16 protein-coding genes and 4 pseudogenes are annotated in these 22,544 nt (G+C 33.4%); 18 read left to right on the top strand and 2 right to left on the bottom strand.

Going from position 1 to position 22,544, the window contains the following annotated elements:
* Window positions 1-81: 81 nt before the first annotated feature.
* The 3 genes from OEI98_RS14095 (at window position 82) to OEI98_RS14085 (ending at window position 2,414) form a co-directional block, all read left to right on the top strand.
* Window positions 82-990, top strand: a complete 909-nt coding sequence (locus OEI98_RS14095; protein WP_266038577.1) for a CPBP family intramembrane glutamic endopeptidase — start codon at window positions 82-84, stop codon at window positions 988-990.
* Window positions 991-1,095: 105 nt separating this feature from the next.
* Window positions 1,096-2,109 carry a LacI family DNA-binding transcriptional regulator gene (locus OEI98_RS14090; RefSeq protein ID WP_004399054.1) on the top strand — a complete coding sequence of 338 codons (1,014 nt, stop codon included), beginning with the start codon at window positions 1,096-1,098 and terminating at the stop codon, window positions 2,107-2,109.
* Window positions 2,110-2,168: 59 nt separating this feature from the next.
* A complete protein-coding gene (locus OEI98_RS14085; RefSeq protein ID WP_266038576.1) occupies window positions 2,169-2,414 on the top strand; it encodes a nucleotidyltransferase domain-containing protein in 246 nt (81 codons plus the stop codon).
* Between the two features lie 214 nt (window positions 2,415-2,628).
* Here the strand turns inward: OEI98_RS14085 and murC are convergent, their stop codons facing one another.
* The gene (gene murC / locus OEI98_RS14080; RefSeq protein ID WP_004399033.1) at window positions 2,629-4,023 is read right to left on the bottom strand and encodes a UDP-N-acetylmuramate--L-alanine ligase; all 1,395 of its coding nucleotides are present in this window, start codon (window positions 4,021-4,023) and stop codon (window positions 2,629-2,631) included.
* A 143-nt stretch (window positions 4,024-4,166) separates the two neighbouring features.
* Window positions 4,167-5,357 (bottom strand): RNA-guided endonuclease InsQ/TnpB family protein, encoded by a 1,191-nt coding sequence (locus OEI98_RS14075; RefSeq protein WP_039931300.1) that lies wholly within the window; start codon window positions 5,355-5,357, stop codon window positions 4,167-4,169.
* Between the two features lie 405 nt (window positions 5,358-5,762).
* On the opposite strand from OEI98_RS14075, the gene purR reads away from it, so the two are divergent.
* The 15 genes and pseudogenes from purR (at window position 5,763) to OEI98_RS13990 (ending at window position 22,485) form a co-directional block, all read left to right on the top strand.
* Window positions 5,763-6,587, top strand: a complete 825-nt coding sequence (gene purR, locus OEI98_RS14070; RefSeq protein ID WP_004399031.1) for a pur operon repressor — start codon at window positions 5,763-5,765, stop codon at window positions 6,585-6,587.
* A 142-nt stretch (window positions 6,588-6,729) separates the two neighbouring features.
* On the top strand, window positions 6,730-7,008 hold the full coding sequence (gene spoVG, locus OEI98_RS14065) for a septation regulator SpoVG (protein ID WP_004399029.1): 279 nt from the start codon (window positions 6,730-6,732) through the stop codon (window positions 7,006-7,008).
* Between the two features lie 105 nt (window positions 7,009-7,113).
* A complete protein-coding gene (glmU, locus tag OEI98_RS14060) occupies window positions 7,114-8,508 on the top strand; it encodes a bifunctional UDP-N-acetylglucosamine diphosphorylase/glucosamine-1-phosphate N-acetyltransferase GlmU (RefSeq protein ID WP_323053748.1) in 1,395 nt (464 codons plus the stop codon).
* A complete protein-coding gene (locus OEI98_RS14055; protein ID WP_003870441.1) occupies window positions 8,492-9,442 on the top strand; it encodes a ribose-phosphate diphosphokinase in 951 nt (316 codons plus the stop codon). Before glmU ends, OEI98_RS14055 begins: the two co-directional genes overlap by 17 nt.
* A gap of 83 nt (window positions 9,443-9,525) precedes the next feature.
* Entirely contained in the window at window positions 9,526-10,209 is a 684-nt protein-coding gene (locus OEI98_RS14050) for a response regulator transcription factor (protein ID WP_004399019.1), read from the top strand.
* A gap of 2 nt (window positions 10,210-10,211) precedes the next feature.
* Window positions 10,212-11,624: a sensor histidine kinase gene (locus tag OEI98_RS14045; RefSeq protein WP_004399017.1), complete on the top strand. Its 1,413-nt coding sequence runs from the start codon at window positions 10,212-10,214 to the stop codon at window positions 11,622-11,624.
* A 265-nt stretch (window positions 11,625-11,889) separates the two neighbouring features.
* On the top strand, window positions 11,890-13,263 hold the full coding sequence (locus OEI98_RS14040; protein WP_004399015.1) for a S1C family serine protease: 1,374 nt from the start codon (window positions 11,890-11,892) through the stop codon (window positions 13,261-13,263).
* 128 nt (window positions 13,264-13,391) lie between these two features.
* Window positions 13,392-13,945, top strand: a pseudogene (gene pth, locus OEI98_RS14035) (aminoacyl-tRNA hydrolase).
* Between the two features lie 31 nt (window positions 13,946-13,976).
* Window positions 13,977-14,345: a hypothetical protein gene (locus tag OEI98_RS14030; protein ID WP_004399010.1), complete on the top strand. Its 369-nt coding sequence runs from the start codon at window positions 13,977-13,979 to the stop codon at window positions 14,343-14,345.
* A 5-nt stretch (window positions 14,346-14,350) separates the two neighbouring features.
* A pseudogene (gene mfd, locus OEI98_RS14020) lies at window positions 14,351-17,859 on the top strand (transcription-repair coupling factor).
* A gap of 53 nt (window positions 17,860-17,912) precedes the next feature.
* Entirely contained in the window at window positions 17,913-18,818 is a 906-nt protein-coding gene (locus tag OEI98_RS14015; RefSeq protein WP_004399007.1) for a peptidylprolyl isomerase, read from the top strand.
* 101 nt (window positions 18,819-18,919) lie between these two features.
* A pseudogene (spoVT, locus tag OEI98_RS15195) lies at window positions 18,920-19,469 on the top strand (stage V sporulation protein T).
* 71 nt (window positions 19,470-19,540) lie between these two features.
* A pseudogene (yabG, locus tag OEI98_RS14000) lies at window positions 19,541-20,394 on the top strand (sporulation peptidase YabG).
* Between the two features lie 188 nt (window positions 20,395-20,582).
* The gene (locus OEI98_RS13995) at window positions 20,583-20,852 is read left to right on the top strand and encodes a Veg family protein (RefSeq protein ID WP_003867615.1); all 270 of its coding nucleotides are present in this window, start codon (window positions 20,583-20,585) and stop codon (window positions 20,850-20,852) included.
* A 106-nt stretch (window positions 20,853-20,958) separates the two neighbouring features.
* Window positions 20,959-22,485 carry a DUF3794 and LysM peptidoglycan-binding domain-containing protein gene (locus tag OEI98_RS13990; RefSeq protein ID WP_004399004.1) on the top strand — a complete coding sequence of 509 codons (1,527 nt, stop codon included), beginning with the start codon at window positions 20,959-20,961 and terminating at the stop codon, window positions 22,483-22,485.
* Window positions 22,486-22,544 lie beyond the last annotated feature (59 nt).

The following is a 22,544-nucleotide window of genomic DNA, read 5'->3' as shown; positions in this document are numbered from 1 at the left end:
CATTTAATTCTTACTTTTTTATTCTTTTTATGTTAAAATCTATAAGGGTGAAATTGATGATGTAAAAAAGGAAGTGATTAAATGCGGCCAGATGAAAAAGATGTAAGTAAGTTGTACTTTTTTGTCATGTTACTTCTCATAACAGTGGGATATTTGGTGCAAAAGGCTTCTTTATATATAGGTATACTAATCACAGAATTTTTTCTTGTTTTACTGCCTGTTATTCTCTACCTTCTTTTTAAAAGATATGATGTAAAATATGTTTTAAGGTTAAATCCTATAAAGGGTGATCAAGCTTTTTTAGTAATAATAATAGCTGTTTTAGGTTGGATAGTATCAGGTTTTTTTGCACTTTTAACAAATTACTTTCTATCTAAATTAGGTAAAATTCCGGTTATGCCAATACCTGCAGCTTCCAATACACAAGAACTTTTTATGCAAATTCTAATATTTGGAGCTGTAGCTGCCTGCTGTGAAGAAATATTTATGCGAGGACTTGTTATGAGAAGTTTTGAAATGAGAGGTTCTATAAAGAGTATTTTTATAACCGCTATATTCTTTGCAATGCTTCATTTAAATGTGCAAAATTTTTTAGGTATACTTTTTCTCGGTAGTTTATTGGGATATGTGGTGTATAGAACTAATTCCATATATGGAGGAATGATAGGCCATTTTACAAATAACACTATTTCTGTATTGTTATCATATTTTGTAGCACAACAAAACTTAGGAAAAGCAACTCCATTACAACAGGTAGATCTTCCATTTATTGTTGTCATTGGTTATGGGATTTTTGCATTATTTGCTGCTATTCTTTTGTATGTGCTATTAAGATATTTGAAGAAAGTAACTGACCCATATGTTATTCGCGGTACTACAAAGTTAAAAGAAGACTTATATATTTTCTTGTATTGGCCTGTACTTTTATCAGTGTTAGTATTTTTGTATAGAATTACTGAACAGATATTAAAAATAGCTGGGGTTATATAAAGAATGCTTAAAAGAAAATGAAAACTGTTGACGTAAATAAAAGAATAGGATAGAATAATAAATAGAAGAAATGCAATCGGTTTCATTTTAAAGGTGGTGATATACATGAATGTAACGATTAAAGATGTGGCAAAGAGGGCAAATGTTGCTCCTTCTACTGTATCGAGGGTTATTGCTGATAATCCGCGTATAAGTAAAGAGACAAAAGAAAGAGTTTGGAAGGCGATGGAGGAATTGGGGTATTATCCAAATGCCATTGCCAGAAGCCTTGCAAGTAAAGTGACAAATACTTTGGGACTTATAATGCCTCGCTCCACAGAAGAAGCTTTTTCAAATCCTTTTTTCCCAGAAGTTATGAGGGGCATAAGTGTTGTTGCCCATAGAGAAAAGTATGATTTGCTTTTGTCGACATCTGGAAATCAAGAAGAGGAAAAAGAAGCGGTTATAAATATGGTAAAAGGCAAACGAGTAGATGGAATAATTCTTTTATCTTCTCGTACAACCGATGAGCTTATACCTTGGCTAAGAGATGAAAAATTTCCTTTTGTAGTAATAGGTAAACCTCTTGATGCTAAAGGTGTATATTGGGTTGACAATGACAATATAGGGGCTTCTAAGCTTGCTACTAATTACCTTATTAAACATGGGCATAGAGAAATTGCTTTTATAAGTGGTTCATTGGAATATGTAGTGAGTTTAGATAGGTTAGATGGTTATAAACTTGCCCTTGAGGAAAATGGAATACCTTTTAAGAGAGAGTTGGTGGAACAAGACGAGTTTTCAGAAGACGGTGGATACAGGGCGATGATGAGAATATTAGAAAGAGAAAAACCTACTGCAGTTGTGGTTACTGATGATGTTATGGCATTTGGTGTTATAAGGGCTGCAATAGATAAAGGATATAGAGTTCCTGAGGATATATCAATAGTAGGGTTTAACAACATTCCCTTGTCAGCTTTTGCAAACCCACCCCTTACGACAATAGATATTTCTACATTTGATTTGGGAATTAAGTCTGCAGAACTTTTGATTGCAAGGTTAAAGCAAAAGGATGTAGACACAGACCACATCATTGTGCCTGTAAAGCTTGTGGAGAGGAAATCTTGTGTTGCAAGATAAAAAGCAGACTTCTAAGTTTAGAGTCTGCTTTTAGAAAAATTATAAAGAGGTGTTTTTTTATGATTGAAGCTACTAAAGTTAATATTGATGAAATTTATAAAAGTGAAATAGAAAAAATAAAAAATCAGATCATTAGACAGTTTAATCCAGAAAAAATAATTTTATTCGGCTCGTGTGCTGCAAATACAATGAAGTTTGATAGCGATATAGATTTATGTATTGTTATTGATACTGAAAATAAAAGAAAAATTAAAACTGAGATATATGGTATAGAACACAGTATTCCAATAGATATAATAGTTTAAACACCGGAAGAATGGAATAAACACATAAAAAGCAAGCAAAGTTTTGCCTATGTAATAAATTCAGAAGGAGTTGTTTTGTATGACAGACAGTAAGTATTATCAGGACTGGTTTAAAAAAGCGGAACAAGACCTGAAAGCTGCTGATATATGTAAAATTAAACAAAAATGATTTCACCTTACTAGAAATAATTGGTGAAATCATTTTAAATAAATTCTATGCTCCTACAGCTTTTTCATGGCCTTTTAAAAACGTTTCTCCTACTTCGTAGATATTTCCTGCTCCAACTGTTAATACTAAATCGCCTGCTTTTGCATTTTTATTTAAATACTCAACTATAGAGTCAAAATCTTTTAAGTACAAAACATCCTTTCCTCTTTGAGAGATTAGTTCCACTAAATCTTTAGATGAAACAATTCCTGTGTCTTTTTCTCTTGCGGCGTATATGTCAGCTATTATTATTTTATCCGCATTGTCAAAGGATCCTGCAAAATCATTAAGCAAAGATTTAGTTCTTGAGTAAGTATGTGGCTGGAATATACAAATAATTCTTTTATGAGGATAATTTTTTGCTGCTTCTAAAGTTGCTTTAATTTCAGCAGGGTGATGAGCATAGTCATCCACAATTGTTATGCCATCAACTATTCCTTTTATTTCGAATCTTCTATGAGTGCCTTTGAATTCAGTTAAATAATGAGAAGCTTTTTTTATGTCAATTCCTACAAGGTGACTTACTGCCAAAGCAGCTAAGGCGTTGTAAACATTGTGTTTTCCGGGTATTGATAATTTAAAATTGCCCATATATTCCTCTTTATAATAAACGTCAAAAATTGCACAGCCTTTGTCATCAAAACTTATGTTTTTTGCTTTCCAATCACTATCTTGGTAAATACCATAGGTCACAATGTTTTTATTTAACCCATTTACAACATACATGGTGTTTGCATCATCTTTGCATGCTACCACAAATCCATCTGGTGGAACTAAATTAGCAAATTGCCTAAAAGACTGTTTTATGTTGTCAATATTTTTGAAGTAATCTAAGTGGTCTGAATCGACATTTAGTATAACAGCTATGTAAGGATAAAACTTTAGAAAACTATCTGTATATTCACAAGCTTCTGTGACAAAATATTCACTGTTTCCAACTCTCACATTTCCTCCTATTACATCTACTTCTCCTCCTACTAAAACTGTTGGGTCAAATCCCATACCATCGAGTATTACAGATATTAAAGAAGTAGTAGTTGTCTTTCCATGACTTCCTGCAACAGCAATGCCGTATTTGTATTTTTTCATAATGAGACCTAAAAGGGTAGCTCTATCTATAGTAGGTATATTTAATTCTTTAGCCTTTTGATATTCAGGATTATCTTCATGGATAGCAGCTGTATACACTACTAAATCAGAACCTATGACACTGTTTTCATTGTGAGGTATTGTTATAACTGCTCCTTCTTGTTTTAACCTTTCGATTATATGAGAATTTTTTATATCTGAGCCTGTTACTATATGGCCGTTATTCAAAAGTATATGAGCTAAACCGCTCATACTTATACCGCCAATTCCTATAAAATGCACTCTTTTAAAGTTTTCAAGATTTATATCCATAGTTTACGCTCCTCTCAGTTCCTATTGTTATTATTGCCTTTTCATGGTTAAAATATGATTAAAGCTTGTCAAAAGCAACTAGGTTATGAATAGTGTTTAAAGTATTAAAAACCATTCAAAATTTTATTAAACACTATTCTTTGTTAGGCAATATTAAGCCTAACCGGGTGTAACCCTACACCCTCTATCCCCTCCGCAAATGCTTTGGGGAATACTTTTCGTATGATATTATAAGCACTATTAGCATCTGCATTTATTAAAATACCTTTGTTGCTCCTAAATAATCCTCTTTTTATTCTCCTTTTAGGATTATAATTTGTTTTGTTAATTTCTTCTCCATCTAAAAAACTGCAGCCACTGGTGTAACTCTCTTCTATAAGTATAAAGTTTATTCCTTCTTCTTCACATTTGTATTTGAGCATATTTGTAAAATTATAGAAGGGAATACTTACAAAATTTTGGTTATTTTTCTTTCCTAATTCTATTTCCTGCTTCCATCCAGAATTGTATCCAACTACAAGTGTATCTATGCCGTATTGTTTACACCAATTAACTATAAATCTGCTTATTTTGTGCATAAGGTCTTTTATTTTGTTGTCTCTTTTTATTGATAACTTTTTGATTCTGTTGCTGGTACCTCTATTACCTACATAACTCATCAATTCTGCTTTCTTCTTGTTGTAATACTGGTTTATTGACTTAATAACTTTGCCATTAATAACAATAGGCTTTATGCCTATGTTATTTATCAAAGTTGCAAAGTTATTAAGCCCTAAATCTATTCCCACTACCCTTTTTGGCGGCCTTTGTATTTCAGCTATTTCCTTTTCATAAACTATTTCAACAACATAAATACTTCCTTTTGGAATTATTCTGACTTCTCTTAAATTTCCTGTTATCCTTGTTTTAAGCTTTAAATCTGTTTTTGGAAAAGTTATATATCCATCCTTTATTTTACACTGCTGATTTGTAAATACAGTAACAGTCCTGCCATTTTTCTTTTTGTATTTTGGTAACTTTGGTTTGCCGTTAAACTTGCTTTTGTCTTTTCCCCATTCTTTCATTGCTCTAAAGAATGATTTCCAGTTTCTATCAAGAAGTCTTAGAGTTTGTTGTGCTGTCTGGGCAGGCAGGTTTTTATAAGTCTCATGTTCCTTTAGCATTTTATTAAGATTTCTGTATCTTATCCATTTATGGTTGTTTATAAATTCCTGCCTTACAATGTAGTTAGCGTAATTATATAGATTTTTTGCTGCAAAACATATTTTATCACAGTAATTCCATAATTCGTGATTTTTATTTATCTGTATTTGTTCTACTCTCTTGACTATTATTTTTACTCACCTCACTTTCTAAATATATTTTTATAGACTTGTGCAAAATACTTTTGCTGAATTTGGTTCATGCCACTTTTTAACATTTGACTTCTACAGGATATTTATGCCCTTTTTTAGCTCCTATTTTTGTCTTTTCTTTTCCTTTACCACTTTCTTTATGTTCGATTGTCAGTGTTGATTACTATATATTGTATGTCATACATATTTTGGTTTTTAATTATGATTATTTTAATTAATTTTGCACATCCCTAAAATATATTTTATAAAAATTTCAATACATTTTAACTTTTTTATTATTTTTCTCTATTATATTTATAAAAAAATTATATCACATGTTGCAGAAAAGTGAACTTTTAAATATAATTTTGGTATAAAAGTTTGTATGTGCGGAGGTTATTTTTTATGGATAAGTACAAACGGTATGAACGATTGGCAGCAATCGTTAAGATATTTAGTGAAAATCCTAATACACTAATAAATTTGGAGTATTTTATGAATTTTTTTGGTATAGCTAAATCTACTGCCTCGGAAGATATCGATATTTTAAAGAGTGTAATAGAAAAATTTAATTTTGGTAAATTAATTACGCTGCCTGGAGCTGGTGGTGGAGTAAAATACATTCCTATAGCTAATATTAAAAGTTATTTGCCTTTTGTACAAGAAATAAAGGAAAAATTAAAGGATCCGTCGAGAATAATTCCCGGAGGTTTTTTGTACACTGCCGATTTGATTTATTCTCCCAATATTGTAACAAAAATTGGTGAAATTTTAGTATTTCCTTTTTTGGATAAAAACGTTGATGCGATTGTAACTGTGGAGACAAAGGGTATACCTATTGCCTTAATGTGCGCAAGGACGCTTAATGTTCCCCTTGTAATAATTAGAAAAGATAGCAGAGTTACAGAAGGTTCTTTTGTTTCTATTAATTATATTTCTGGGTCTCAAAGACACATACGTTCTATGTCTTTGGCTAGAAGGTCTTTACAGAAAGGTTCTAAAGTATTGTTGATAGATGACTTTATGAAAGCAGGCGGAACGATTAGAGGTATGATGGAACTTATGGAGGAATTTGATGCAGAAGTAGTTGGTGCAGGAGTTATGATTTCGACGGAAAAACCGGAGAATAAGCTGGTGGATAATTACATTTCGGTTTTTGTGTTAAAAAATATGGAGGAGGAGAAAAATATAATTGATATTGAAATAAGTGACTGGATATTGAAGGGTTAAAGAGAGTAAAAAATTTTTTTAAAAATTTTTCGGAATTTTAGTTTTTCCTGAAGGAAATTTTGATTTTATGGCGAATATTTATTAGTGTAAGAGAGTTTGCAAATGCTAACTTAGGGTTTAACTTCAGGAAGGTGGTGAGCTTATGGAAATTACAGACGTAAGGGTGAGAAAACTTAATGAGGAAGGCAAAATGAAGGCTGTAGTTTCTGTAACCTTTGACAATGAGTTTGTGGTTCACGACATAAAGGTTATAGAGGGCCAAAATGGGTTGTTTATTGCTATGCCAAGTCGAAAGACTCCCGAAGGGGAGTTTAAAGATATTGCTCACCCTATAAATTCAGACACAAGAAATAGATTACAAAGCGCTATTTTAAAAGAATATGAAAAAGCAAAAGAACAAGAAGCTGCACATAAGGAATAAAAAGGAGCTGGTCTCCTTTTTATTTTTTTTGTTGAACTTTATTGCAATTATAGTTAAAATAGTATAGGGTATGAAAATTAAATTTAGTATAGAGGGTGTGGAAAATTGGAAGGGCTAGTGACGCTTATTTTAGCAGCGGGGCTTGGAAAAAGGATGAAATCTAAGCATCCAAAGGTGGTTCATAAAGTCTGTGGTAAACCGATGATAGAATGGGTAGTAGATGCGGTAGAAGAGATAGGCAGTAAAGAAGTAATTGTAGTAGTCGGCCACAAAGCAGAAGAGGTAAAGGAAGTTTTAAAAGAAAGAGTCAAGTATGCTTATCAAGAAGTGCAGTTAGGCACAGGTCATGCTGTGATGATGGCAGAAGACTTACTCCCTGAGGAAGGCAATGTGCTGATTTTGACAGGAGATACACCTCTTATTACCTCCAATACCTTAAAAGAATTAATAAATTTTCATATTAAAGAGGGCAACAGTGTTACAATTTTGTCTTCAGTATTAGAGGACCCTACAGGTTATGGGAGGATAATAAGGGATAAAAGTGGAAACGTTATAAGGATTGTGGAAGATAAAGATGCAACGGAAGAAGAAAAAAGCATCCATGAGATAAATTCTGCCATGTACGTTATGGATATAGCCAAACTAAAAAAAGCGCTAAGAATGATAACAAATAATAACGCACAGGGTGAATATTATCTGACGGATGCTGTGGAAATTATAAGAGATATGGATGGAAAAATTGGCGCTTTTACTGTACCTTCAGAGGAGATAACGGGAGTAAATTCAAGGGTGCAGCTTTTTGAAGCAGAGAAAATAATGAGAAAGCGGATTAATTATCGTCATATGGAAAACGGAGTAACAATAGTGGACCCTGATACCACTTATATAGGGGCTGAAGTGGAGATTGGAGCAGATACTGTAGTATTGCCTGGTTGTGTTATAGAAGGGAAAACGAAAATAGGAAGTGATTGTGAGATAGGGCCTAATTGTAGGATTGTTGATTCGGAAATTGGTGATGGATGTAGTGTCACGTATTCGGTAATACTCTCTTCAAAAATAAAAAATAATGTTAAAATAGGACCTTTTGCCCACATAAGACCAGAAACTGTGATACAGAGTAATGTCAAAATAGGGGACTTTGTGGAGATAAAGAAGTCAATAATTGATGAAGGAAGTAAAGTTCCTCATCTTACGTATGTGGGAGACGCGGAAGTTGGTAAAAATGTCAATATGGGATGTGGCTCTATTACAGTTAATTATGATGGTAAACAAAAGCACAAGACAGTGATAGGAGATAATGTTTTCGTGGGGTGCAATGTAAATCTTGTAGCGCCAGTAAAGATTGGAAATAATGCTTATATTGCTGCTGGTTCAACTATAACAGAGGATGTTCCTGAAGGAGCACTTGCCATAGCCAGAAGTAGGCAAACTAATAAAGAGGGCTGGGTACAGGAAAGAATAAAAAAGGGAGGCTTTAAATTAAATGGCGAGATATACTAATTCTCTAAAAATTTTTTCAGGAAATTCAAATCCTAAGTTAGCCAGTGAAATAGCAGAGCATCTTGGACTCAAGCTTTGCGATTCAGAAGTAGGGACTTTTAGTGATGGTGAGATTAGTGTAAGGATTGGAGAAAGTGTAAGAGGTGCAAGCGTTTTTGTAATACAGTCAACTTGTGCACCTGTAAATAACAACTTAATGGAATTATTGATAATGATTGATGCTTTTAAAAGGGCATCTGCGGCTGAAATTAATGCAGTTATACCTTACTATGGTTACGCAAGACAAGACAGAAAAGCAAAAGCGAGAGACCCAATTACTGCAAAACTTGTGGCAGACCTTATAACAGCAGCAGGAGCTCATAGAGTTGTTACTATGGACCTCCATGCTCCTCAAATACAAGGCTATTTTAACATTCCTGTTGATCATTTGTTAGGAGGACCTATTCTTGCAAAATATTTTATTGACAAAGAATTGGGAGACGACGTAGTAGTTGTTTCTCCTGATCACGGCAGTGTTACAAGGGCGAGGTATTTTGCAGAAAAATTGAATGCTCCTCTTGCTATTATTGACAAAAGAAGGCCAAAAGCCAATGTAGCAGAGATAATGAATATAATAGGTGATGTAAGAGGGAAAAAGGCTATTTTGGTAGATGACCTTATTGATACTGCTGGTACTTTAGTACAAGGGGCGGAGGCTCTTCTTGACAGTGGTGCTACTGAAGTTTATGCTTGCGCGACCCACGGAGTGCTGTCAGGTCCTGCGATTGAAAGGTTAAAAGAATCACCAATAAAAGAATTGGTTATAACAGATACAATCCCTCTTCCTGAAGAGAAAAAAATTGATAAAATTAAAGTTCGGTCTGTGGCTCCTTTATTTGCAGAAGCAATTTTGAGAATCCACGAAGGCATGTCTGTCAGTAAATTGTTTGTGTAGGCACTTTATGTGCCTTTTTTATATTTTGTTTTAAATTTTATGATATAATTTAAACAAGGAAACTTGAAGTAGAGGGTGGTTTTGTGGGAGAGAATGAAAAAATTTATGTGGTGGATGATGATAAAAATATATGTGAAATAGTTTCTTTGTACCTTGAAAAAGAAGGTTTTGATGTAGAGCAGATATACGATGGGCAAACCGCACTAAAGAAAATACAAGAAAAACCTCCAAAGCTCGTCATACTTGATATAATGTTACCAGGAATTGATGGTATAGCTCTTTGCAGAGAAGTCAGAAAATTCTCAAAAGTACCTATAATAATGCTTACCGCAAAAGGGGATACACTTGATAAGGTATTGGCTTTAGAGATTGGCGCTGATGACTACATTGTAAAGCCCTTTGACGGGAAAGAATTAGTAGCAAGAGTTAAAGCGGTTTTAAGAAGATATGAACCGGAAAGTGATGAAAAACAGGCTGTTTCTTATCCAGACCTTTATGTAAGTTTGAGCGAATATAAAGTTGTTTATAAAGGGCAAAATGTGGATTTAACTCCCAAAGAGTTAGAACTTTTATATTTTTTATGTACACATCCCAACAGGGTTTTCACGAGAGACCAGCTATTAGAAAATGTATGGGGTTATGATTATATGGGAGATAGTCGTACAGTAGATGTTCATATAAAGCGGCTTAGAGAGAAAATGGGAGATGGTCCTAATTGGAAACTTACCACCGTATGGGGTGTAGGCTATAAATTTGAGGTGAACTAAATTTGAGCAAAAATAGACTCTTTAAAAAACTTTTTATAAGCAATATAATTATCATCCTTATTACTTTGTCTATCCTTTCAGGGATGTTTTATCTGATGTTTCAAAACTATTATTTTGCCGACAAAGAAAAAATAATGTTGGAAGAGGCTCAAGAAATAAATGCAATTTTAAATGAATTTGCAGTAGGTGACATAAACATAGATAAATGGAATCAAGAATTAAATGTTGTTACTAGGTTGATTAATGCTACTGTATGGATCGTAGATAAAGAAGGGCTAATTTACAGTCAATCACAGCAGCAGGGCAAAGCGTGGACAGGAGTAAGCCTCAGTAAAGAAGAAATAAAAAGCATTTTAGATGGACAATCTGTTGTAAAAAAAGGATATTTTGGTGGTAAATTTAATCAGCCTGTTTTGACAGTAGGAGTGCCTCTTGTTATAAATGGCCGTATTGAAGGGGCTATATTTATGCATGCACCTTTGACAGAAATGAATAAAACCATTATAAACATTTTTATTTTAATGCTTTTATCTGGAGGAGTAGCTCTTATAATAGGTTTTGTGCTCATTTCTTATACTTCCAGTAAAATATCTCAGCCTCTTAAAGAAATGAGCTTGGCTGTTCAGCAGGTAGCGAAGGGGAATTTTTCAGCAAGGGTGCAACATAAAGAAGAAGATGAAATAGGGGATTTAGCTAAATCCTTTAATGTTATGGCAAAAGAATTAGAACAATTAGAAGATATGAGAAAAGATTTTGTGGCAAATGTTTCCCATGAATTGAGGTCTCCATTGACCTCTATACAAGGATATATAGATGGGATATTAGATGGTACTATTCCCAAGGAAAAAGCTTGCGATTATCTTAAAATAGTGCAAAAAGAAACAAGGAGGATGTCTCGACTCATAAATGATTTCCTTGAAATGACTAAACTTGAGTCAGGGCAATTCCCACTTAATAAGACTGAATTTGATATAAATGAACTTATAAGACTGGCCGTTATAAAGTTTGAAAAAAGGATAGTGGAAAAAGATCTAACTGTTAAAGTCGATTTTGAAGAAGACAGAAGAATAGTTATAGCTGATAAAGATAAGATAGAACAAGTTTTGACAAATCTTATAGACAATGCAATAAAATTTTCTAAAGAAAAGGGTATAATTCATATTTTTACTGAAATAAAAGATGACAAGGCATTTATTACTATAAAAGATAATGGAATAGGTATTTCTCCAGAAGACCAAGAGCATATATGGGATAGATTTTATAAAGCGGACAAATCGAGAGGGAAAGATGGAGCAGGCCTTGGACTTTATATAGTAAAGCGCATTATAAATGCTCATAATGAGGAGATATGGGTAGAAAGTGAACTCGGCAAAGGTACAGCATTTACTTTTACTTTACCGGTGAAAAAATTTTAAAAAATCACAATAAAATATTTACACTTTGTTAACACTTTATTCATAAATAAAGGATATAATGATACTTGAGAGCGACAAATGCCTCTCCTTGACCTCCCTTATCATAGCGGTCCAAGTGAATACTTGGGCCGCACATTTATTTATAAAAAACAGTGCAAAAAATTTTTTAATAAAAACTACTTAAAATCTTTACATCATGTTCATAATTTGTTAATAAAAAGGGGTTATAATTAAAAGCAAGAAAAAACAAAAGGAGTGAGTGATTATGGATTACGAAAAAGACTTTGAAGATAAAATTGAAAAAAATGATCCGGAGAATGTAGTTCCTCCAGAAGAAAATGAAAAAGAAGAGCTATATCAAACAGAAGAATTAAATAGCGAAATATTAAAGGCAGAAGAACAAAAGCAAGAGGAATTGGAAACTACTGCACCAATTCCTAAAGTGGAATTTAGAAACAACAAAAAGAGTCTTGGGAAGATGGTAAAAAGATTTAGAAGGAAGATGGTAGCATCTTTTATTGCAGTAGCGCTAGTATCAGCTTTAATTGGCGGAGGAGTTACAGGTGCTGTGATGAAATACTATGGAACTCAAAATGATGCATCAGCACAGGTTGTTACAAGATATTTACCTCTAGATGCTACTTCCTCAAATGATAGTGGTATTTTGAATTTAATACCTAACATATACAAAATTGTCAGCCCAGCCGTGGTAGAAATTGATACAAGTACAGCTTATACAAATGGTTATAGAACAGAATATGTCCCTAAAGGCAGTGGCTCTGGCTTTATAATAAGTTCGGATGGATACATTGTCACAAATAACCATGTAATTGACGGAGCATCGAAAATCACAGTAAAACTTTTAGATGGAAGGAGTGCTGATGCAAAACTTGTAGGAAAAGATGATAGAACAGACCTCGCAGTACTTAAAATAAACCTTCCTAATTTACCCGTGGTAAGACTGGGAGACTCTTCAAAACTCCAACCTGGGGAATTGGCAATTGCTATAGGTAATCCTCTTGGAGATTCCTTTGCAGGTACAGTCACAGCTGGTATAATAAGCGGACTTAACAGAAACCTCCAAAGTGATTACGGGCCTGTCAAACTCATACAAACAGATGCAGCTATAAATCCTGGTAACAGCGGCGGACCTCTTGTGAACAGTAAAGCAGAAGTTATAGGTATAACAAGTGTTAAGCTCACTTCAATAGGACCAAGTATACAAGACCCTTTTGGAATGTTCCAGAGCCAAGGAACCCCTGTTGAAGGTATGGGTTTTGCAATTCCAATAAACGAAGCAAAACCTATAATTGACCAGATAATAAAACACGGCTATGTAGAAAGGCCTATGATGGGAATAGGTGCTCAAACTATTACACAACAAGATGCTGCCCAATATAATTTGCCTGTAGGAGTGTATGTAGTACAAGTTCAGCCAAATAGTGGAGCAGAAAAAGCTGGTATCCAACCAGGAGATGTGATAATAAAGGCTGATGGCAAAACCATTACTTCCTTTGAGGATTTGCAAAGCATAATAAATAACCACAAAGTTGGAGATGTAATAAGTGTAACAGTTTGGAGAAATGGCAAAACATTTACAGTTCCTGTAAAATTGCAAAGCAGTGCAAACTTTCAATAAATGAAATAAAGGCCTCCCACGCACAAAAGACTACCGGCAAGTGGCAACTTGCCGGTAGTCTTTTGTAAATGCTATAGCTTTTTTTTGCTTAATTGTGTATAATTAATTTGATAAGGAAGGGTGGTCGTATGTACGTAATTGCGGGTTTAGGGAATCCTGGTAAAGAATATGAAGGAACGAGACATAATATAGGGTTTATGGTAATAGATGAATTGGCAAAAAAATTAGGTATGAATGTTACAAAATTAAAATTTAAATCCCTTGTGGGTGAAGGGAATTTTAAAGGAGAGAAAATAATTCTTTTAAAGCCTCAGACATTTATGAATTCAAGTGGTGAAGCTTTATACGATGCTGTAAATTTTTATAAAATTCCACTTGAAAATGTAATTGTGATTTATGACGATAAAGACTTGGATGTGGGCAAAATAAGGATAAGAAAAAAGGAAGTTCAGGCGGTCACAATGGAATGAAGTCTATCATATATCTTTTAAATAGCGAAGAATTACCACGAGTTAGAATAGGAATTGGAAAACCGCAAAAGGATTTAGTAAGTCATGTATTAGGAAAGTTTGAAGAGTCAGAGAAAAAACTAATTGATGAAGCTGTTATAAAAGCAGCAGATGCGGTGATAGATATTATAGAAAATGGGATAGAACATTCTATGAGCAAATTTAACGGTTGATAAAAAGGCAATAAAGGAGAAAAATGAATACATGTGGCTATTATCTGGAATTGGTGGTGTAATTTTAGCATATTTTCTAAATAGGATGGCAGTAACTAAATATAAGAGAAGAGCTATAATTTATCTTGTACCAGCCATTGAAGAAACTTGTAAGACAGTGGCAGGGTATTTGACTTCCTCTATTCTTTTGTCTCATTTGATATTTGGAATTGCAGAGGCAGTAAATGATTACATAAAAGCTTCCTATAAAATCAATTTAAGGGCTTCTATTTTAAGTATCTTAAGCCACAGCTTTTTTGGTATAACCTCTTACATATTAGTGATGCATACAAATATTTTTTTGGCTATTATTGTAACTTCTTTAATACATGGCTTATGGAATAGGCTTGTGTTGAGGTGATGAACATGTTTACTCGTCAAATAGAAGAATTAAAAGAGATTAAAACAATAGAAGAATTTCTACAACAGAGGAAAGGACCTATTTTGGCTTATGGGCTTACAGATTCTCAAAAAGCCCATATTGCCCATTATATAATGACTAAGTTTAACAAAAAGGTGTTAGTTATTGCTCCTGATGAGGTGGAAGCAAGAAAAATATACGAAGATTTGTATTCTTTTAATTTTGGCAATGCCTCTTTATTTCCCAAAAGAGAAGCCTTGTTTTATAAAATAGATGCTGCGAGTCAAGAAGTGGTGTCTCAGAGATTGCAGGTAATTAAAAAATTGTCAGAAGGAAGTCCCCATGCTGTAGTTACTTCTATAGACGCAGCAGTAGGTAAGCTCATACCTATGGATTTGTTTAAAAAGTATCAATTTGTTTTTAAATTAGGTGATACTGTAAATTTAGAAGAAGTTATAAAAAATTTGGTGACCATGGGGTATGAAAGGGTTCAAATGGTGGAAGGAAAAGGGCAATTTAGTGTGAGGGGAGGAATAATTGACGTTTTTTCCCCTACGGAAGAATATCCTTATAGGATTGAACTTTTTGACGATGAAATAGATTCCATAAGGACTTTTGATGTGATTACCCAAAGGTCTTTAGAAAATATTGATAAAATAAATATTTTTCCAGCTACAGAGTTTATCGCAGAGGCAGAGCACATCAAAAAGGGGATTTCGGCAGTTTCGAACTATTTAAATTCCTATTTGTCAAAAATAAAAAAATCGAAAAGTGGCATTGCAGAAAAGTTACAGCAAAAATTTGAAGAAATTATGGAGGAGATTACAGAATCTAAAAGGGTGGAAAATATTCATGAGCTTATAGATTATTTTTATGATGATGTCTATTCTATTGTTGACTATATGGGAGAAGAGGCAATTATTATTTTAGATGAAAGCAGTCGCATTAAACAAAGGGTAAATAACCTTCAAATGGAATTTAATGAAAATTTCAAGGTTTTGTTAGAAAAAGGAGAGGTTTTGCCAGAGCAAAGTAAGCTTTTTTTGATTATGAGGAGATATTAAAAAGAGTGAAAAATAACTTTTTACTCATAATGAATACTTTAGCAAAGCCTGACAATGAACTACAGCCTCAAACAATTGTTAATTTTGTATCAAGGTCTATGCACCCTTTTCACGGCAAAATGGATATTTTAGTAGATGATTTGAAGTATTACAAAAACGCAGGATATAAAGTATTGCTTTTAAGTGGGAATCAAGAAAGAGCAAGAATTTTAAAAGATACGCTTGACAGTTTTAATATTGATACTGTAGTGATTAAAGACAGTGAATACGATATACAAAAAGGGCAAGTGGTCATATATCCTGCCTCTGTTAGCAAGGGATTTGAGTATGTGGATGCAAAATTTGCGGTTATAAGCGATGGAGAAATTTTTGGTCAGACTAAAAGGAGCAAAAAAACTGTAAAAATTAGAAATGCCGACAAGATAAAAAGCTTTACTGAATTAGAAGTAGGGTCATATGTTGTGCATGTAAATTATGGTATAGGAAAGTATGAAGGCATAGAAAAGATAAAAGTAGATGGGATTATAAGGGATTATTTAAAAATAATTTATGCAGGGGGAGATACCCTTTTTGTACCAGTAGAACAATTAGACCTTGTGCAAAAATATGTGGGGCCTACAGACAATCCACCTAAGTTAAATAAATTAGGGGGTAGTGAATGGCTTAGAGCAAAAAGAAAAGCCAAAAAAGCAGTAGCAGACCTTGCTAAGGATTTGATACAACTTTACGCCAAAAGGCAGATGGTGAAAGGACATGCTTTTTCTCCTGATACTCCATGGCAAAAGGAGTTTGAAGAGCAATTTCCCTATGAAGAGACGGAAGACCAGTTAAGGTGTATAAAAGAAATTAAAGAGGATATGGAAAAAGACAGGCCAATGGATAGATTGCTCTGTGGAGATGTGGGATATGGTAAAACAGAAGTAGCTTTAAGGGCTGCCTTTAAAGCGGTGGCTGATGGAAAACAGGTTGCTTTTTTGTGTCCTACAACTATCTTGGCTTATCAGCATTATACTAATTTCATAGAAAGATTCAAAGAATTTCCTGTAAAGATAGAAATGCTTAGCCGTTTTAGGACTCCCAAAGAACAAGCGCAAATAATTAAAGGCCTGGCTGAAGGGACTATCGATATTATTGTTGGTACTCACAGGCTTTTACAGAATGACGTGAAATTTAAAGATTTAGGACTTTTAATTATAGACGAAGAACAGAGGTTTGGAGTTGTTCATAAAGAGAAAATAAAAAAACTTAAGGAAAATATAGACGTTTTGACATTGTCAGCAACTCCTATTCCTAGAACTTTGCACATGTCCTTGATTGGTATAAGGGATATGAGCGTATTGGAGAATCCTCCTGAAGACAGATTTCCAGTAGAAACCTATGTGATGGAATTTAATGAAGAATTAATAAAAGATGCTATTTTAAGGGAAATTGGAAGAGGGGGACAAGTCTATTTTGTTTACAATAGAGTAAATGGCATAGAAAAGATGGCTTCTTTGGTAAAAGATTTAGTTCCTGGTTGTAGAGTAGCTGTGGCTCATGGGCAAATGGAAGAAAGCCAATTAGAAAAAGTGATGATTGACTTTCTAAATGGGGAATACGATGTTTTAGTAAGTACTACAATAATTGAGACAGGGCTTGATATACCAAATGTAAATACTATTATAGTTTATGATGCGGATAAGTTAGGGCTTTCCCAATTGTATCAATTAAGAGGAAGAGTAGGTAGGTCAAATAGACTTGCTTATGCCTATTTTACCTATAGAAAGGATAAAGTTTTAAGTGAAGTGGCGGAAAAAAGGTTGGAGGCGATAAAAGAGTTTACTGAATTTGGTTCTGGATTTAAAATTGCCATGAGAGATTTGGAGATAAGAGGTGCAGGAAATCTCCTTGGAGCAGAACAACATGGTCATATTAATGCAATTGGTTATGACTTGTATTTAAAGCTTTTAGAGGAGGCTATACGGAATTTAAAGGGAGAAGCTCCCAAAGAAGAGATTACTACCACAATAGACATAAAAGTCAATGCTTATATTGACTCTTCCTATATTGAAGACGAAAATTTAAGATTAGAGATGTACAAGAAAATAGCCTCTATAGAATCTAGAGAAGATATGATAGAGATTTCAGAAGAGCTTGTAGATAGGTTTGGCGATTATCCAAAGCCTGTAGAGGCACTATTGGAAATTGCTTATTTAAAGGCTATTGCCTCTCAGCTCTATATTACTGAAATAACGGAAAAAGGAAACGTCGTTATTTTAAAGTTTAAAGATATGGAATCAGTAAATATGGAGGTTATAGAGAAGGTAATAAAAGAATATGGAGGGAATTTAATATTTTCAAGTCAAGTACAACCATATCTTACTTATAGATTCAATAAAAAAGAGACTATACAAAAGGAACTTATTGAATTAGTAGAAAAAATAAAAAGTTTGCAGTTAGTGGAGAAATGATATATAATTAAGTTATGCCTATGTAAACTTTTTAAAGTCAGGAGGATGTTATATTGAAAAGGAAAATCGCATTACTTTTATTTTTTGTTTTTATAGTATTTTTAACAGTATCCTGCTCTGCCAAAAAAGACGTTGTTGCAACTGTTAATGGTGAAAACATTACTAATGCTGAATACAAAAAAGCTTTTGACCAAGTAAAGGCTCAAATTGAAAGTAGTCCACAATATACAAAAGACATATGGAATCAGGATTATCAAGGGAAAAAGTTTTTAGATGTAGTAAAAGAAAATGTGCTTGATAGTTTGATTGCTCAAAAATTACTTGTGCAGGAGGCCCTAAAAAATAATATTGCAGTTACAGACAAAGAAATAGCGGATGAGTATCAAAAAGAAAAAGAAGTTAATAAAGATATTACAAAAGAAGATGTGAAAAATTATCTTTTAATAAATAAGCTCTTTGACGAATATACAAAAGATGTAAAAGTTACAGAAGAAGAGTTAAAAAAGTATTATGAGGATAATAAAGAGCAGTTTGAAGTGGTGAAGGCTAGTCATATATTAGTGGCTGATGAAAAAACAGCAGAAGATATATACAATCGACTTATGAAAGGCGAAGATTTTGCTACATTAGCAAAAGAGTATTCTATTGATACTGCTACAAAAGACCAAGGAGGAGATTTGGGAGAATTTCCTCATGGCGTTATGGTTTCCGAGTTTGACCAAGTAGTTTTTTCACTTAAGAAAGGTGAAATATCAAAACCTGTTAAGACTGATTATGGATACCATATAATAAAGTCAGAGGGTGTTGCAATAAAACCTTTTAATGAAGTAAAGGATGCGATAGAAAGCTATTTGTTAAATGATAAGAAAAATCAAGTTATTAAAGAAAAATATGATGCCCTTGAGAAAGCAGCAAAAATACAAAAGTTTCCTCAAAATATAAAAGTAACAGTGGGGTAAAAAGCCGGCAGTTTAGTTGCCGGTTTTTTTGCGAATAAATTTATGGAAAAATATAAATACTAATCTTGAGCTAAAAATTTTAGGAAATGGAGGTATTTACTTTGAAGGCTACAGGAATTGTACGCAGAATAGATGATTTAGGGAGAGTTGTTATTCCTAAAGAGATCCGAAGAACATTAAGAATCAAGGAAGGAGACCCTTTAGAAATTTTTACAGATAAAGAAGGAGAGATAATTTTAAAGAAATATTCTCCAATAAGTGAATTAAGCGATTTTGCGCAAGAGTACGCTGATAGCATATATCAATCTACAAAACACCCTGTATGCATTACAGATACAGATAATGTAATAGCTGTTTCCGGAGTTGCAAAAAAGAATTAATTGATAAACCAATAAGTCAAGAATTAGAAAAATATTTGGAAGAAAAAAGACGATAATGCTTGGGACTGGGAAAGATAAAGGACCGATTAAAATAGCAGATGGACAGGAATTTAACATTACATCTCAAGTTATAGTTCCTATTATTTCAAGAGGAGATACAATAGGAAGTGTGGTGATTTTTACTAAAGAAGCCGGTGAAGCAGTTACAGAAGTTGAAGCAAAAATCGCTGAAACAGCTGCTGCTTTTTTGGGTAAACAGATGGAAGAATAAATTTATATACACCTATATATACCCCTCTGCATATTATAAACTATGAATTAAGCTGCGCAGGGGGTTAATTTATGGCTTTTCGCATTAATGACATTGTAATGAGAAAGTCTTATGGCTCTGACATTTTGTTTAGAGTCATTAATGTTATAGATAATAAAGGAGTAAGGCATTATCTTTTACACGGTTTAAACATGAGAATAATTGCAGATGCACCAGAAGACGACCTTATAGAGGTTTCTCGCGCCAAAATTGTGGAGTATGATAGGCCTTATAGAGAAAAGGCAGAATACCTTTTAAAAAAAATTGCCTCTTCAAAAAGCCTTCAGCGAAAAAAGGGATGGTGCGTGCAAGTCGGCAAGAGCCTTACGGAAGACCAGGAAAAGTTCTTCACATAGACGGAGATGAGGAATATTTAAATGTATGTCTTGATGCCTATAAAAAGGTAGGTATGGAAGTCGTAGGAGTAGTGGTAAAGGAAGAAGAACAACCAGATAAAGTGTATGACCTCTTAGAAAAATATAGGCCTGATATATTAGTTCTTACAGGTCATGATAGTATAAGAAGCAACACCAGAGATTATAGCGATATAAATAACTACAGAAATTCCAAATATTTTGTGGAAGCGGTTAAAAATGCAAGGAAGTACGAACCAGCACTTGACAATTTAGTGATTTTTGCAGGAGCTTGTCAATCAAATTACGAAGCTCTTATAAAGGCGGGAGCTAATTATGCCAGCTCTCCAGAAAGGGTTTTAATACACTGCCTTGATCCAGTCTTGGTGAGTGAAAAAGTGGCTTTTTCCCATATAAATGAGCTTGTAAAAATTGAAGAATTAATAGAAAACACTATAACGGGAGCGCCAGGAATTGGAGGATTGCAGACAATGGGAAAATTTAGATATGGCGTTCCAAAAGGCAAATATTAAATTAATTTACTCCGTAAGCTAAAAATTACTGATTAAATGCAAATATCTCTGAGATTTGCATATTTTTTTTGTTTTTTGCACAAAAATCATTATTGACAAATAGGCAGGTGCACTGATATAATATTATACCCTTGACATTGTCTGAAAATTGTGGTACAATATTCACAGCATGTGTTAAGGAGTTGATAGTGGTGGCAGATAGATCAACCCTTGATGAAATAAAAAAACAATTGGATAAACATATAGGTGCTCGAGTTCGCCTTAAAACAAATGGTGGCAGAAAAAAGACCATAATAAAAGAAGGATTACTAGAAAAGACATATCCGAGCATTTTTATTGTGGTATTAGATGGACAAGGAGCGACCCGGAGGGTTTCTTACAGTTATTCAGATATTTTAACAGATACAGTAGAGTTAACAGTGATGGAAGGAAATAAAAAAATCCAGTGTCTCCAATGACCGAAGATATTCGGTCTTATTTTTTTGGCATAATTTTATTTCAATAACTATATATTATATTAGCATATCTTATTGTGAAGGACAATTATTTTAAGGAGGTAAAAGCATGCCACAGGTGTATAAAGATATTTTAGAGTTTGATTCTGTATCAGGTACATATGATACTCAACTTCTTGTAGAGAATGATATAATTGTTCCTGAGAATGAACCGGACGTGCTGGTACTTTTGGCGGTAAATCCCCGGACATATATTAATGAAATTTTTGTAACAGAAGGAAAAGTTCAGTTTGAAGGTAAACTAACATTAGACATTTTGTATTTAGGCGAAAAAAATGGAGAGCTTGAAAGAATTGAAAAAGAAATTGACTATTCCCATGTTATCGAGGATGAAGGCATTGATAAAAGGAGCAGATGCATACTAGTTGCAAATGTTGAAAATATTGACTATAAGTTGGTAAACAGTAGAAAAATAAGTATGAGGGCTGTAATAAAGATACAATGCAGATTAGTAGTATCTGATAAAAAAGAAGTAGTAATAGGAGCTGAAGATTCGATAAAAGTGGAGTCTCTAAAGAAAAATGTGAAGTTAATGCATACAGTGGGACAAAATAGTGTAGAAGTCTTTGTAAAAGATAAAATAAAAGTTCCTGATGGAGAGGCCCCTATTCAAAAAGTCATAAAAACAGATGTCGCAGTAAAACCGGAAGAAATTAAAGTCACTGATAACAAGGTAATAGTTCAAGGAAGTGTACAATGTAATATTTTATATATTTCCCAGGGAGGAGAATTTGGAAATTTAGAAACAGATTTAAATTATGCAAATTTTGTAGATATTCCTGGGGCTTTAAGTTATATGTCTGCTAAAACTCAAGAGGAAGTCGTGGACGTAGTTACAACCATATTGGAGGATGAAAAGGGAGAAAATACTATTTTAGATATAGAAGTCACAATAAGAGTAAAAGTTCAAGTGTTGGAGACGGAGGATAGAGAGCTTCCTGTTGATGCCTATGGTACAAAAGCTTATATTCAACCCATAAAAGAAAATTTAACTGTGATAGAGAAATTAGAATCTTTTAAATCTCAATTTGTAGTCAAAACTAATGTAGAATTACCTTCTTTCTTAAAAAGATTTATAGATGTTGTGGTTATTCCTGTTATATCTGACTACAGTGTAGATGTAGATAAATTGGTTTTAGAAGGAATATTAGATTATACTATTTTATATTTGTCTGAAGAAGGTAGTGTAAAGTCTTATAGAGATGAATATCCTTTTAAGACTTTTGTTGAGATAAGTCAAGTTAAAGGACTTATGTTGGTTGATATAAAAATTTCTCATGTTTCCTATGAAATAATAGCTATGAAAGAAATTGAATTAAAGTTTGCAATTGATAATACTGTTGATTTACTTGTAGAGAAAGAAATAGAGGTTATTGTAGACCTTAAGGAAATCGAAGCTCCAAGAGAAATCGATAATAAACACAGCATTGTTATCTACATGCTGCAAAAAGATGAAACCCTATGGGATATTGCTAAAAGGTACAGGGTGAGCCTTGAAGAATTAATTTCTGCCAATGGCTTAGAAGAAGAAAAAGTTTCAGAGGGAATGAAATTAATAATACCTATGGAAGAATGATACGCAGGAGACTGCGTATTTTTTTTACAGAAAAGTTATTGTATAATGTATAATATATA

Origin of the sequence: Thermoanaerobacter sp. RKWS2, assembly GCF_026240795.1 — a bacterium.
In the GTDB taxonomy this organism is placed as follows: domain Bacteria; phylum Bacillota; class Thermoanaerobacteria; order Thermoanaerobacterales; family Thermoanaerobacteraceae; genus Thermoanaerobacter; species Thermoanaerobacter ethanolicus.
This window is presented reverse-complemented; position numbering and strand designations above follow the sequence as displayed.

What these genes read in the sequence shown, in the direction of transcription:
- OEI98_RS14085 (WP_266038576.1), top strand. Translation starts at nt 2,169, where the DNA reads ATGATTGAAGCTACTAAAGTTAATATTGATGAAATTTATAAAAGTGAA.
- OEI98_RS14030 (WP_004399010.1), top strand. Translation starts at nt 13,977, where the DNA reads ATGTGGCTATTATCTGGAATTGGTGGTGTAATTTTAGCATATTTTCTA.
- OEI98_RS14040 (WP_004399015.1), top strand. Translation starts at nt 11,890, where the DNA reads ATGGATTACGAAAAAGACTTTGAAGATAAAATTGAAAAAAATGATCCG.
- spoVG (WP_004399029.1), top strand. Translation starts at nt 6,730, where the DNA reads ATGGAAATTACAGACGTAAGGGTGAGAAAACTTAATGAGGAAGGCAAA.
- purR (WP_004399031.1), top strand. Translation starts at nt 5,763, where the DNA reads ATGGATAAGTACAAACGGTATGAACGATTGGCAGCAATCGTTAAGATA.
- OEI98_RS13990 (WP_004399004.1), top strand. Translation starts at nt 20,959, where the DNA reads ATGCCACAGGTGTATAAAGATATTTTAGAGTTTGATTCTGTATCAGGT.
- OEI98_RS14090 (WP_004399054.1), top strand. Translation starts at nt 1,096, where the DNA reads ATGAATGTAACGATTAAAGATGTGGCAAAGAGGGCAAATGTTGCTCCT.
- OEI98_RS14055 (WP_003870441.1), top strand. Translation starts at nt 8,492, where the DNA reads ATGGCGAGATATACTAATTCTCTAAAAATTTTTTCAGGAAATTCAAAT.
- murC (WP_004399033.1), bottom strand. Translation starts at nt 4,023, where the DNA reads ATGGATATAAATCTTGAAAACTTTAAAAGAGTGCATTTTATAGGAATT.
- OEI98_RS14095 (WP_266038577.1), top strand. Translation starts at nt 82, where the DNA reads ATGCGGCCAGATGAAAAAGATGTAAGTAAGTTGTACTTTTTTGTCATG.